Source organism: Tabrizicola sp. (assembly GCF_041911175.1).
Taxonomy (GTDB): Bacteria; Pseudomonadota; Alphaproteobacteria; order Rhodobacterales; family Rhodobacteraceae; genus Tabrizicola.
This window is the reverse complement of the sequence record NZ_JAYRPN010000122.1, coordinates 1-13,987: the sequence shown is the minus strand read 5'-3', so window position 1 is coordinate 13,987 and position 13,987 is coordinate 1. Positions and strand designations below refer to the sequence as shown.

Annotated in this window: 10 protein-coding genes and 1 pseudogene; all 11 read left to right on the top strand. The window is 67.3% G+C overall.

Going from position 1 to position 13,987, the window contains the following annotated elements:
• Positions 1-81 precede the first annotated feature (81 nt).
• Positions 82-1,218, top strand: coding sequence for an ABC transporter ATP-binding protein (locus tag ACE3P6_RS16655; RefSeq protein WP_374397266.1), 1,137 nt, complete (start codon positions 82-84; stop codon positions 1,216-1,218).
• Positions 1,219-1,230: 12 nt separating this feature from the next.
• Positions 1,231-2,460 carry a sugar ABC transporter substrate-binding protein gene (locus tag ACE3P6_RS16650; RefSeq protein WP_374397263.1) on the top strand — a complete coding sequence of 410 codons (1,230 nt, stop codon included), beginning with the start codon at positions 1,231-1,233 and terminating at the stop codon, positions 2,458-2,460.
• A gap of 34 nt (positions 2,461-2,494) precedes the next feature.
• Complete coding sequence (locus ACE3P6_RS16645) at positions 2,495-3,415, top strand: carbohydrate ABC transporter permease (protein WP_374397260.1); 921 nt, start codon at positions 2,495-2,497, stop codon at positions 3,413-3,415.
• Positions 3,408-4,220, top strand: a complete 813-nt coding sequence (locus ACE3P6_RS16640) for a carbohydrate ABC transporter permease (RefSeq protein WP_374397258.1) — start codon at positions 3,408-3,410, stop codon at positions 4,218-4,220. Before ACE3P6_RS16645 ends, ACE3P6_RS16640 begins: the two co-directional genes overlap by 8 nt.
• Complete coding sequence (locus ACE3P6_RS16635) at positions 4,220-5,875, top strand: amylo-alpha-1,6-glucosidase (RefSeq protein WP_374397256.1); 1,656 nt, start codon at positions 4,220-4,222, stop codon at positions 5,873-5,875. Before ACE3P6_RS16640 ends, ACE3P6_RS16635 begins: the two co-directional genes overlap by 1 nt.
• Positions 5,872-8,901, top strand: coding sequence for an aminotransferase class III-fold pyridoxal phosphate-dependent enzyme (locus ACE3P6_RS16630; protein ID WP_374397254.1), 3,030 nt, complete (start codon positions 5,872-5,874; stop codon positions 8,899-8,901). The genes ACE3P6_RS16635 and ACE3P6_RS16630 overlap by 4 nt, the downstream gene beginning before the upstream one ends.
• 20 nt (positions 8,902-8,921) lie before the next feature.
• Positions 8,922-9,668, top strand: coding sequence for a transporter substrate-binding domain-containing protein (locus ACE3P6_RS16625; protein WP_374397251.1), 747 nt, complete (start codon positions 8,922-8,924; stop codon positions 9,666-9,668).
• 90 nt (positions 9,669-9,758) lie between these two features.
• Positions 9,759-11,132, top strand: a complete 1,374-nt coding sequence (locus tag ACE3P6_RS16620; protein ID WP_374397249.1) for a GH1 family beta-glucosidase — start codon at positions 9,759-9,761, stop codon at positions 11,130-11,132.
• 29 nt (positions 11,133-11,161) lie between these two features.
• Positions 11,162-12,193, top strand: coding sequence for a LacI family DNA-binding transcriptional regulator (locus ACE3P6_RS16615; RefSeq protein WP_374397247.1), 1,032 nt, complete (start codon positions 11,162-11,164; stop codon positions 12,191-12,193).
• 22 nt (positions 12,194-12,215) lie between these two features.
• The gene (locus ACE3P6_RS16610; protein WP_374397244.1) at positions 12,216-13,823 is read left to right on the top strand and encodes an amino acid ABC transporter permease; all 1,608 of its coding nucleotides are present in this window, start codon (positions 12,216-12,218) and stop codon (positions 13,821-13,823) included.
• Positions 13,750-13,987, top strand: a pseudogene (locus ACE3P6_RS16605) (hypothetical protein); the annotation flags it as partial. The gene ACE3P6_RS16610 and the pseudogene ACE3P6_RS16605, both read left to right, overlap by 74 nt.

The window sequence follows — 13,987 nt, the reverse complement described above, 5'->3', positions numbered from 1 at the left end:
ACGACGCGAAATAAAAACGTTTTCATACGAAATAAAAACGTATAGCCTCTCCTCAGGCCGCGATTCTGGGGAGGGTGGGGCTTGGCGGAACTGCGGGTCACCGGACTGCGGAAATCCTTCGGCGCGGTCGAGATCCTGAAGGGTATCGACCTCGACATTCCCGACGGTGCCTTCGTCAGCTTCCTCGGCCCCTCGGGCTGCGGCAAGTCCACCCTGTTGCGCTGCATCGCAGGTCTGGAAGAGCTGACCCAAGGCGGCATCCAGCTTGGCGCGCGTGACATCACCGACCTGCCCTCGGCCAGACGGGACATCGCGATGGTGTTCCAGAACTACGCGCTTTACCCGCATATGACCGTGCGCAAGAACATGGCCTTCGGCCTGGCGCTGAACGGGATGCCGCGCGCGGAAATCGACGCCCGCGTCCGGAACGCCGCCGAGACCCTGCGCATCACCGAGCTTCTCGACCGCAAGCCGCGCCAGCTGTCGGGCGGGCAGCGCCAGCGCGTCGCCATCGGGCGCGCGATCACCCGGCAGCCGCAGCTGTTCCTGCTGGACGAACCGCTGTCGAACCTCGACGCCAGCCTGCGCGTGACCATGCGCGCGGAACTCGCGGCGCTGCATGACCGGCTGGGGGTGACGATGATCTATGTCACCCATGACCAGGTCGAGGCGATGACCCTGTCCGACCTGGTCGTCGTGCTGGACAAGGGCCATGTCGCCCAGGTCGGCCGCCCGCTGGAGCTGTTCCACCGCCCGGCGAACCTGTTCGTGGCGGGTTTCATCGGCAGCCCGCAGATGAATTTCCTGCCCGCCGATGTCACCGGCCAGACTGCCGACAGCCTGACCCTCTCGGTCATGGGCGGCAGCCTGACCGTCGCCACCGCCGCCCCAGCCCTTTCGGGCCGCGTGACCCTTGGCGTCCGCCCCGACCGGCTGGAAATCGCGCCGGACGGCCAGCTTTCCGGCACCATCCGCCTGGCCGAACGGCTGGGGACGGAAAACCACCTGCACATCGACCTCGACACCGGCGGCAGCGTCGTCGTCATCACCGACGGCACCCATTCGGCCCGCGCCCGCGACACTGTGCGGCTGCGCATCCCGCCCGCCGACGCGCATGTCTTCGACGCTGCGGGCAAGTCCCTGCCCCGGCGGCTGGACGCGGCGACGGCAGCATTGATCAACGACTCAGAGGGACCGGCGGAACCGGCCCGACCATAGGGAGGAAGACCGATGAAGATCACCAGACGCGCGCTTCTGGCGGCCACGATCCTGGCCCTGCCCGGCGGCGCTTACGCCGAGGACCAGGTCCTGCGCTTTGCCACCTGGAACACCGACCCCGAGAGCATCGCCATCAACCAGGCCATCGCGACGAAGTTCGAGGAAGCGAACCCCGGCGTGAAGGTGCAGATCGAGCTGTACGGCGACGGGTTCGACGACAAGCTGACGGCCGCGATGGGGGCCGGTGACGCGCCCGACCTGATGTACATGTGGAACTTCCCGGCCTACAAGGACGCGCTGCTGCCGCTGGACGACCTGATCGCCCGCGATGCGGCGGAACTGAACCTCGACGACATTCCCGCCGGGCTGATGAACATCTCGAAGATCGACGGCAAGACCTATGCGATGCCGATCGGCTTCACCACGCAGGTCGTGTTCTACAACAAGGACATGTTCGCCGCCGCCGGGGTGCCGGAACCCGTCGCGGGCTGGACCTGGGCCGATCTGCGCACTGACGCCGCGAAGTTCCGCAATGCCGAGACGAAGACCTATGGTTTCGCCGTCGATGCCAAGCCCGACCCGTTCGATTTCGAGCAGTTCTTCTGGTCGAACGGCACCAAATACATCTCGGACGACGGCAAGACACTGGAGGGCTACATGAACAGCCCCGAGGCGGTGGAAGTCCTCACGATGTTCGCCGACATGATCAAGACCGAGGAAGCCGTGGCGCTGAACATCGGCGACGATACCCCCGGCTCCGCCCTGTTCAAGGCGGGCAAGATCGCCATGTTCCAGTCGGCGATGTGGTCGAAGACCGGCATTGATGAGTCCGGCATCAACTACGGCGTGGCCCCGCTGCCCGCCTTTGGTGCGAAGCCGGTGCATTCGGTGATCGGCGCCTCGGGCCTGTCGATCTCGGCCAATGCGAAGGACCCGGAGCTGGCGTGGAAATTCGTCAAGTTCTTCTCGACCCCCGAAGCGGTGGAGATGCGGACGAACGACCTGCCGATCCGTACCTCGGTGGCCGAGAAGCTGGGCCTTGCGACCGACCCGATCACCAAGCCCTTCTTCGACATGCTGGCCGTCTCGAACCGCGAGACCAACGCCTTCCTGAAGAACCCGGACTGGGGCCAGATCCAGGCCAACCTCGCCACCGCGATCGAGGCCACGATGGTCGATCAGGGCAATGCCAAGGCCCATCTGGATGAGGCGGTCGCCGCCTCTGCCCGGTTCCTGAACTAGGGACCGGGGTCCACGGAGAGTGAAGGTCACCGCCATGCCCAACGCCCGACGGTTTTCCTCCCGACGCCGGCCCAATCTTGCGCCGTGGCTCTTCATCTCTCCGTGGATAATCGGCTTTCTCGCCTTCACCCTCGGCCCGATGGTCTTCTCGCTGGTGATGAGCCTGCATGACTGGCCGGTGGTGGGGGAACGCCGCTTCGTCGGCCTCGACAACTACCGCGTGATGCTGACGCAGGACCCGAAGTTCTGGCAAAGCCTTGGCGTCACGGTGAAATTCGCGGCGATCTTCGTGCCGCTGAACATTCTTCTGTCCTTCCTTCTGGCCGTGCTTCTGAACGTCAAGGTGCGCGGCACGGCGCTGTTCCGCACCGCCTTCTACCTGCCCTCGATCATTTCGGGCGTGGCCTTGGTGATGATCTGGAAATGGATCTACTCCAAGGATTACGGCCTCTTGAACTATGGTCTCTCCGTGCTCGGCGTCGACGGGCCGAACTGGCTGGGCGATCCGAACTGGTCGATCCTGTCGATCATCATCGCCTCGCTCTGGGGTCTGGGCGGCACGATGCTGATCCTGCTCGCCGGGCTGCAATCCATCCCGAAGGAGCTGTATGAGGCCGCCCGCATCTCCGGCGTGCCGGCCTGGGCGCAGACGGTCTACATCACTCTGCCGATGCTGTCGCCGATGCTGCTTTTCACCTTCATCACCTCGCTGATCTCGGCCTTTCAGCAACTGACCATCGCGCTTCTTCTCACCAAGGGCGGGCCGCTCAACTCCACCTATTTCTTCGCGATGTACATCTATGACAACGCCTTCAAGTTTCACGACATGGGCTATGCCGCCGCGATGAGCTGGGTGATGTTCCTGATCATCCTGACCCTCAGCATGCTGGTCCTGAAATATTCCGCCGCCTGGGTGCATTACGAAGGCGAAGTGAAGGGGGGCGGCAATGGTTAGGACGCTGACCTACGGCGCGCTGATCTTCCTCTCGGCCCTCTTCGTCGCGCCCTTCCTCTGGACCCTGCTGACCGCCGTCAAGACCGAGGCCGAGCTGGTCGCCTGGCCGCCCGTTTTCTGGCCAGAAGACTGGCGCTGGGCGAACTTCCCGGAAAGCTGGGCCAAGCAGCCCTTCGGCACCTATCTGTGGAATTCGACGACCGTCGTGGCAGTGTCGACCGTGGGCCAGGTCTTCTCCTCCTCGCTGGTGGCCTTCGGCTTCGCCCGCTTCCGCTTTCCCGGCCGCGACCCGATCTTCGTCCTTTTGCTCGCCACGATGATGATCCCCTGGGACGTGAAGATGATCCCGCTCTACATGGAGTTCAACCTCCTGGGCTGGATCAACACCCTGAAACCCCTGATCATTCCGGCCTGGTTCGGCGAGGCCTTCTTCATCTTCCTCCTCCGCCAGTACATCATGACCGTGCCGATGGAGATCGACGAGGCTGCCCGGATGGACGGCGCGAATGCCTGGCAGCTTTACTGGCGCATCCACCTGCCGCTGATGCTGCCGGGGCTGGTGCTGGTCGGCACCTTCCACTTCATGAACGCCTGGAACGATTACCTGGGGCCGCTGATCTATCTGAACGACCAGACGAAATACACGCTGCCGCTGGGTCTCGGCCTTTTCCAGGGGCGGCATGACGTGGACAACATCGCCATTGCCGCGATCACCGTGGTCCTCTGCCTGCCGCCCCTGCTGCTGTTCTTCTTCGTCCAGCGCTACATCATGGACAACGCGCTCGGCTCGTCGGTGAAGGGCTGATGTTCGACTTCGCCCATATCCCGTTCAGCCGCTTTGGCCGGTTCCTGACGCTCTCCACGATGGAGGGGCAGGTCTGGCTGCGGCTGGTCAAAGGCGGCGACCTGAAGCCGTCGCTCGGGCGGCTCTGCCGGATCACGGTTGGCGAGGGGCCTGTGGTCTGGACCCTTGCCCCGGACCTGCTGACCGCCGAAACCGCTGCGGGGCGGGTGGAGTTCACCATCGGCGCAGGCGAGCGGCTGCATCTGCGCGGGCAGGGGGCAAGCGTCAGCTTCGCGCTGGAAGGCTCGCGCTACGATTACGCCTACCAGACCCCGCAAGGCACGCATTGCCTGGTCGCGGCCTATGAGAACACCCGGCTCCTGCCGCGTGTGACCAAGGGCGTCGTGCGGGTCACCGGCGACTGGCGGCGCGATCACGCGGACAATGTGGCGATGGTCTTCGGCGGCAACAGCGGGTTCGAGGGCACCATCGACCTCTTCCCCGCCGTCCCGCCCGCCGCGTCGCAGGAAACCTTCGATCAGGCCCGCACCGGCACCGCCGCCGACTTCGCGGGCTGGCTGTCCCGCCCGCCCTTGGGCGGCCAGCCTGAGGCACGCACTCTCGCCGCCTACCTGCTCTGGGCCAACACCGTCCCCGCCTCCGGCGCCCTGACCCGACCCGCCGTCTTCATGTCGAAGAACCACATGATCAACATCTGGTCCTGGGACAACGCCTTCTCGGCCCTCGGCGTCGCGGCGATGGACCCGAGCCTTGCCTTCGACCAGTTCGCCGCGATCTACGACCACCAGCACCCCTCTGGCCTCCTCCCCGATTTCGTCAACGACCGCGAGGCGAGCTTCGCCTTCACCAAGCCCCCGGTCCACGGCTGGGCGATCCTGCGGCTGATCGGGGACCAGCCCGACTGGCTGACCGAACCCCGCCGCGCCGCATTGGTCCTCTGGCTGGAGCGGCAACTGTCCTACTGGCTGACCCATGCCCGGAAGGACGCGCACAGCCTTCCCGCCTACTTCCACGGCAACGATTCCGGCTGGGACAACGCCAGCTTCTTCGCCGAGGGCGGGCCGGTGATCTCGCCCGATCTGCCCACCTTCCTGATCCTGACCTGCGACTGTCTCGCCCGCCTCGACCCCGCCCGCGCCGGGCATTGGCAGGGTGAGGCCGAGAAGCTGACCACGCTCCTGATGACCCTCTGGACCGGCCAGACCTTCGGCACCCGGCTTGCTTCCGATCCCGACCGCCTGCGCAGCGACGACAGCCTGATCGGCTTCATGCCCCTCCTCCTCGGCCCGCGCCTGCCGCAAGACATGGCCACCCGCCTGATCACCCGCCTGACCCAAGGCTGGATCACCGACTGGGGCCCCGCCACCGAACGCCCGCAAAGCCCGCTTTATGAAGCCGACGGCTACTGGCGCGGGCCGATCTGGGCGCCGACGACGATGCTCGTCTGGGACGGCCTCAACCGGCAAGGCCGCCCCGACCTTGCCGCCGACATCGCCCGCCGTTTCTGCCGCCTCTGCGAAACCTCGGGCATGGCGGAAAACTTCGACGCCCTCACCGGCCAGGGCCTGCGCGACCGCGCTTTCGCCTGGACTTCCGCCGTCTACCTGACCCTCGCGGCCTGGCTGGCCCGGACCGACCAAGGACCCCTCGCATGACCGCCTTCACCACCGGCAATCCCGCCTTCTCGCCCGAGGACCTTGCCGCCCTCGCCACGCAGCATTTCGGCAAGCAGGGCACCATCCGCCCCCTGCCCTCCGAGCGCGACCAGAATGCGCGCCTGGTCTGCGACGATGGGGAATACGTCCTGAAGATCGCCAACCCGGCGGAAGACCCCGGTCAGATCGACCTGCAAAACGCCACGATGCTGCAGCTCGCCCGCGTGGGCCAGCCCGGCATTCCCCGCGTGGTGCCGACCCTCACCGGCGCTGACCGTGCCACAGTCAGCGTGAATGGCCAGCCCGCCGCGATGCGACTGGTGACATGGATCGGCGGCACGCCCCTGGCCGAAGCGCCGCGCTCGCTTGAGCAACTCACGAACCTCGGCCGCTTCATGGGCACCCTCACCCGGTCGATGCAGGGCTTCGGCCACGCCCAGGCCTTCCGCCCGGAGTTTCCCTGGTCGCTGGACCATGTGATCCAGCTCAAGGACCACGCCGAAGACATCGCCGACCCTGCACGCGGCGACATGGTGAAAAGGCTTTTCATCCGCTACGAGGCGCAGGTCCTGCCGCGCCTTCCCGGCCTGCGGGCTTCGGTGCTGCATCAGGACGCGAACGACTGGAACGTGATCACCGACGCCACCGACCCGACCCGCATCGCCGGGCTGATCGACTTCGGCGACATGTGTCATGGCCGCACGGTCAACGAGCTGGCGATCACGCTGGCCTATGCGCTGCTCGACACGCCCGACCTTTACGCCGCCACCCGCGCCCTCATCACCGGCTTCGCGTCGGAATTCCCGCTGACCGAAGACGAAGCCGATCTGATCTTCGACCTGATGCGGATGCGGCTTGTCTGTTCGGTCTGCCTCTCCTCGCGCCAGTCGAAACTGCACCCGGAAAACGACTACCTGCTGATCTCGCAGGCCCCGGCCTTTGCGCTTCTGGAGCGGCTGGACCAGATCGACCCCGCCTTCATGATCGCCCTCTGCCGCAAGGCCGCCGGGTTCGAGGCGGTCCCCGGCGCATCCGAAGTTGCCGCCGATCTTGCTGTACGCGACCTGCGCCCGATCCTTGCCCTCGATCCCCGCCGCGCCGCCCGCATCGCTTTGCCGACCGACGGCAGCCGGGCCGACATGCCCGCCTTCTCCGACCGCGCCTTCGACATCTGGATGGCGTCGCAGCGGCCCGCAAACCTGCCGCCGGACCTCCCCTTCCTCGGCTTCGGCCTCTACGGCGAGAAGCGCTCGGTCTACACCTCCGCCCAGTTCGCCGACGCCGCCAGTCCCGAGCGCCGGACCCGCCACCTTGGCATCGACATCTTCGCCCCCGCCGGAACCGCGATCCACGCGCCAATGGACGGCACAGTCGAAAGCGTCACCTACAACGCCGATCCGCTGGACTATGGCCATACGCTGATCCTGCGGCACGAGACGGCGAAAGGCCGCCCGTTCTTCACCCTTTACGGCCATCTTGGCGGCTCGCTGCCCAGCCTCTGCCAACCCGGCCAGGCGATCAACGCCGGGGACCTGATCGCCCATCTTGGCGACTGGCACGAGAACGGCGGCTGGGCGCCGCATCTGCATTTGCAGGTGATCACCAGCCTCCTCACCCAGCAGGGCAACTTCTTCGGCGTGGGCCATGACAGCCTGTGGGAGGTCTGGGCCGACATCAGCCCGGATGCGAACCTCCTTCTCCGCCTGGAACCGGAAAGCTTCCAGATCGACCCCGAGCCGCCCGAAACCCTGCTCGCCCGCCGCCAGCAGGTCATCGGGCGCTCCCTCTCGGTCTCCTACCGCGAGAAGCTGAAGATCGTCCGGGGCCGGGGCCCCTGGCTGATTGACCATACCGGGCGGCGCTATCTGGACACGGTGAACAACATCACCCATGTCGGTCATTGCCACCCGCATGTGGTTCAGGCGCTGGCCCGGCAGGCCGCCGAACTCAACACCAACACCCGCTACCTGCACGATGCGATGCCCCGCCTTGCGGAACGGATCGCCGCGACCATGCCGGGCGACCTCAAGGTCGTGACCTTCGTCAACTCCGGCACCGAGGCGAACGAACTGGCGCTGCGCATCGCCCGCACGGCCTTGGGGAAGAAGGATACCGTGGTGCTGGACTGGGCCTACCACGGCAATTCCGGCGGCACGGTGGAAATCAGCCCCTACAAGTTCAAGCGCAAGGGCGGCTTCCCGCAGCCCGATTTCGTGCAGATCGCAACCTTCCCCGACCCCTACCGTGGTCCGCACCGGGGCGCGGGTTCCGGCCCGGCCTATGCCGCCGACATCGACCGCTGCCTTGACGCGATCACGGCCCGCACCGGCTCCGGCGCCGCGACCTTCATCGCGGAATCCCTCTCGGGCGTCGGCGGTCAGGTGATCCTGCCACCGGGCTACCTGCGCGAGGTCTACGCCCGCATCCGCGCCCGCGGCGGGATCTGCATCGCCGACGAGGTGCAATGCGGTTTCGGGCGCATCGGCCCGGCCTTCTGGGGCTTTGCCACGCAAGAGGTGGTGCCCGACATCGTCGTCCTCGGCAAGCCGATCGGCAACGGGCATCCGCTTGCCGCGGTCGTCACCACGCCCGCGCTGGCCACGAAATTCGCCAACGGGATGGAGTATTTCAACTCCTTCGGCGGCAACCCGGTCTCGATGGCCGTCGGCCACGCCGTCCTCGACGTGATCGAGGCCGAAGACCTGCCGGCCAAAGCCGTCACCACCGGCGAGGCGCTGATGCAGGGCTACCGCGACCTCGCCCGCCGCTTCCCGGTGATCGGCGAGGTGCGTGGAATGGGCCTTTTCATCGGCGTCGAACTCGTCACCGACCGCGACGCCCGCACCCCGGCACCAGAGGCTGCCGACCACATCGTCGATACACTCCGCCTGCGCGGCATCCTCGCCTCGACCGACGGGCCGGACGACAACGTGCTGAAGATCAAGCCGCCCCTCGTCTTCGGCCCCGCCGAGGCCGCGATCCTGCTCACGGAAACCGAAATCGCCCTGTCCACCCTGCCCAACTGACCCAACCGGAGGAAACCCGAATGAAGTCCACCTTCCTGTCCCTGCTCGCCGCCCTTTCCCTCGGCACCGCGCTTCAGGCTGCCGACCTTGGCGGCGTCACGCTGAAAGTCGGCTCCGACACCACCTCGCCGCCGATGGAGTTCATCGACCCCGCCACCGGCGCCATCACCGGCTTCGACGTCGATGTGGTGAATGCCATCTGCGCGAAGATCAACTGCAAGGCCGAATTCGTCACGACCGGCTGGGACGGCATCTTCACCGCGCTGCAGGAAGGCCAGTTCGATCTGGTCGCCTCGGGCGTCTCGATCACCGAGGAACGCCAGGCGGTGATGGACTTCTCGGACCCCTACATCGTCAACGGCCAGGCGATCCTGGTCCGCGCCGAGAATGCCGCGCTGACGGTCGATGACTTCAAATCCGGCGCGCACAAGCTGTCGGCGCAGTCGAACACCACCGACGCCGCCACCGCCGAGGAGATCGCGGGCAAGGACAATGTCCAGGCCTATGATACCTTCAACGGCTCGGTCCTCGCGCTGCGCAACGGCGACGTGGATGGCGTGGTGATCAACGGCGCCAATGCCGGGGCTTACGAGGCCGAGTTCGCCGGCGAGCTGGTCGTCACCATCCGCGACCTCAAGGCCGACCCGCTGGGGCTGGTGTTCCAGAAGGGCAGCGACAAGGTGGCCGCCTTCAACGAGGGCCTCGCGGCGATCAAGGCCGATGGCACGCTGGACGCGCTGATCGCGAAATACTGGACCGCCGAATAACCCTCTGCCACCCCGCGCCCCCCCTCCCCCTCGTGGGGAGGGGATGGGGGTGGGGGGCGCCCGAACCATACCTACCCAAGGACCACCCCAATGCTCGACCATGCTTCCGACGACCTCCTCGCCCGCGCCCGCGCGCTGCATTTGCCCCGCGACTTCGTGTTTGGCGGCGCGACTGCGGCCTACCAGATCGAGGGGGCGTGGGACGCCGACGGCAAGGGCGAAAGCATCTGGGACCGCTTCTGCCGCAAGCCCGGCGTGATCATCGACGGCTCCTCGGGCGGCGTGGCCTGCGACCATTACCACCTTTGGCCCGACGACATCCGCCTGATGCAGGAGCTTCAGCTCGACGCCTACCGCTTCTCCATCGCCTGGTCCCGCGTCCAGCCCGAGGGGCAAGGCGCGATGAACCCCAAGGGCATCGCCTTCTATGACCGGCTGATCGACGGGCTTCTCAAGGCCGGGATCACCCCCTACCTCCCCCTCTACCACTGGGACCTGCCGCAGGCCCTGCAGGACAGGGGCGGCTGGTACAACCGCGACACCGCCCACCGCCTCGCCGACCATGCCGAGGCGATGGCCCGTCACTTCGGCGACCGGGTGAAGCACTGGACCACCCTCAACGAACCCTGGACCTTCTGCTGGTCCGGCCACGCCAGTGGCGAGGATGCGCCCGGCCTGTCGGACGGCGTGAAAGGCGGGCTTGCCGCCAGCCACCATGCCCTTCTTGCCCACGGCCTCTCGGTCCCCCGCATCCGCGCCGCCGCGCCGGGGGCCGAGGTGGGCATCGTCCTCGACCTGAACGTGGTCGAACCCGCCTCCCAGAAGCCCGAGGACGTGACCGCCGCCCGCCATTTCGAACTGGCGCAGAACCGCTTCTATCTCGATGCCGTCTTCAAGGGCCGCTACCCCGAGGAACTGCTGACCCTCTGCCACGACCAGCTTCCCGACATCCGCGACGGCGACCTTGCCGCCATCTCCGCCCCGGTCGACTACCTCGGCGTCAACATCTACCGCCGCTCGGTCATGCAGGCCGGCAGCGACCTGCCGCCGTTGAACTTCGCCCGGGTCAACCCGCCCGGCGACTACACTGCGGTCGGCTACGAGATCTACCCGCCCTGCCTCCACGACATCCTGATGTATGTCCACCGCGATTACGCGCCGAAAGCCATCCACATCTCGGAAAGCGGCATGGCGACCCGGCCCGAAACCCCCGAGGCGGACGGGCTGATCCACGACCGCCAGCGCGCCGCCTATTACATCGACCACATCGCCGAACTGGACCGCGCCCGCCGGAAGGGCGTGCCGGTCAAGGCCTATTTCGCCTGGACCCTGATCGACAATTTCGAATGGGCCTACGGCTACACCACCCCCTTCGGCATCGTCCATGTCGACCTGGAAACCCTGAAACGCAGCCCCAAGCTCTCCGCCCTCTGCTATCGTGAGGTCCTGCGTGCCCGCAGCTGAGCGCGCTTCCCGCTACCCGATGAGGTAAAATGCGCCCGCGCCCCACCATCAAGACCCTGTCCGAGATGACCGGCTTCTCCATCGCCACCATCTCCAAGGCGCTGCGCAATTCGCCGGTGGTCACCGAACCGACGCGCGCGGCGATCGTCGCGGCGGCGGAACAGGTGGGCTATCAGGTCTCGCTCAAGGGCCGCTCGCTGCGCACCGGCAAGTCCTACCAGATCGCCGTCCTCATGCCGCTGTCGGTGGCGAAAAGCCATGAATGGGACGGCGTCGAACATGCCGAGATCCTGGCCGGGATCGCCGAGGGGCTGGAAGGCTCGCCCTACCGCATCGCCGTGCATCTGGTGCGCGACACCGCCGACAGCATCGACGTGGTCCGCAGCATCGTCGAGGGCCACCTGGCCGACGGCCTGATCTTCTCCGGCATCCTGCACGACGACCCCCGCATCGCCCTGCTGGTCGAGAGCGGCTTCCCCTTCGTGACCCTCGGCCGCAGCCATAGCGCACGCGACCACGCCTTCGTCGACATCGACAGCGACTGGGCCGCCTATGCCGCCACCCGCCGCCTGCTGCAGGGCGGGCACCGCCGCATCGCGCTGGTGAACCCCGATCCCTCGCTGGCCTACAGCGGCGACCGCATCGCCGGCTATTCCCGCGCGCTGGCCGAATCCGGGCTGGCCCCCGACCCCGCACTGATCGTCGGCGGCGACCTGACCGCCGCGCATGGCAAGGCCGCCGCCCTCGCCCTGCGCTGGCTGGCCGATCCCGCGACAGGCTTCGTCTGCGTCAACGAATCCACCGCGCTTGGCGTCCTCTCCGGCCTGCACGAAACCGGCGTCAGGATCGGCGACGAGGCCTCGGTCATCGCCTATGACGACATCAACGCCAGCGCCTATTTCCATCCGCCGCTGACCACCTTCCTCTGCCCGCTGCAAACGCTCAGCCGGGTGCTGGCCGACTTCATGCTGCGGCTCCTGGAAGGCGAGGACCCGGCGCGGCTCACCCATTTTGTCCGGCCCGAGCTGATCGTCCGGCAGGACGACCGCCTGCTGCGCTGACGCCCCGCAAGGAGACCCGCCCGTGAAACTCCCCACCCGGATCGACGGCCTGCGCCCCGCGAACCTGCTCCTCCTCCTCGCCCTGCCGTTCCTGGTCTGGCTCTTCGCCACCTCGACCGACTACACCCGCTCGCTCGCCGCGATCATCGGGGTCGAGCGCGGGGCGGCCGCCTTCCTGCCCGGCTTCCTCCTGACACTCACCCTCTTCGCTGCGCCGATTGCCGCCCTGTTCCTGCGCAGCCTGGCCATCCCCCTCGCACTGGCCGCCCTGCTCGCGGGCCTCGCCCTCTGGCTCACGCCCCTCGGCCAACCCTTCCTCGCCTCCACCGTCGCCAATGCCGTCGACGCCACCACCTCGGCCCTCGTGGTCAAGGGCCAGGCCCCCCGCCTCTTGACCGACGCCGCCTTCGCCGCCACCAGCCGCATCGCCGGACTGGCCGCCCTTGCCCTGACCTTCGCCAACACCGCCCTGCTGGTGACCTTCCTGCGCACCGGCTCGACCCTCGCCCGCCGCCTCCTGCTCATGATCGACGGGATCGGCCTCGCCTGGCTGCTGCTCTACGCCCATCTCGGCTTTGCCACCGGCCTTGCCGTCGCCATCCGCGCCGGGGTCACCGCCTATATCCTCGCCGCCATCCTGGCCCTTGTCTGGGTCGGCCTGCTGCAACTCGGCCGCGGACGGCATACGCTGGCGATCTTCACCGCGCTTGCCCTCGCCGCCCTCAGCCTTGCCGCCTGGCAGCTCTTGCAACCCCGCCTTGCCCTGTCGCTGATCGGCCAACCCTCCGGCACCATCGGCATCACCGCAGGCACCCCCGGCCAGCTTGTCGCCGAAATCCGCTCCGGCAGCTACCCCGGCGCGCCCGAGGGCGAGCCGAAGCTGAAGACCGTGGTCCAGCCCGAGGATGCCGTGGCCCAGGTCCGCTCCGGAAAGCTCTCCGGCGCCGTCGTGCCCACCGCGCTGGCCCCGCCCGACCTGGTCTTCTGGCAGACCGAGGTCCTGCCCGACGCCCGCGCCAACCTGGCCACCACCGCCCTTGTCCTCGGCATCGCGCTTGGCCTCCTCGCCGCCTGCGGCTTCATCTACCAGCGCCATCCGCTCTCCATCGCCGCCGAGTTCCTGATCGACACCCTGCGCGGCATCCCGATGCTGGTGATCATCCTCTACATCGGCCTACCACTCGCCGGGGTGCTGAAATCCTCGACCGGCGGCTTACTTGACCCGCCGAACCTGTTGCGCGGCATCACCGCGATGGCCATCGCCTATTCCGCCTACATGGCCGAAATCTTCCGCGCGGGCATCCAGGCCGTCCCCCGCGGCCAGGTCGAGGCCGCCCGCTCGCTGGGTCTTTCCCGCTGGCAGACCGCCCGCCAGGTGATCCTGCCGCAAGCCTTCCGCATCGTGATCCCGCCGATGGGCAACGAATTCATCGCGATCCTGAAGGACACCTCGCTGCTGTCGATCCTGTCGATCCGCGACCTGACCCAGCGGATGCGCGAGTTCCAGTCCGCGACCTTCCTCACCTTCGCGCCCTACAACACGGTGGCCATCGTCTATGTCTTCCTCACCCTCATCGCCGCCAGCCTCGTCGCCCGGATCGAGCACCGCTACCGCACCCACCGCCACTGACGGCGCCTTCGTCGTCACCGGCGCGGCGCGGGGCCTCGGCCTCTGCCTGACGCGCCACCTGTCGGCGACGGGTGCGCGCGTCTTCGCCCTGTCACGCCGCCCCGGCCCAGCCCTGCCGGGCGTCACCCATATCCCCTGCGACCAGTCGGACGAGGCCTCGATCC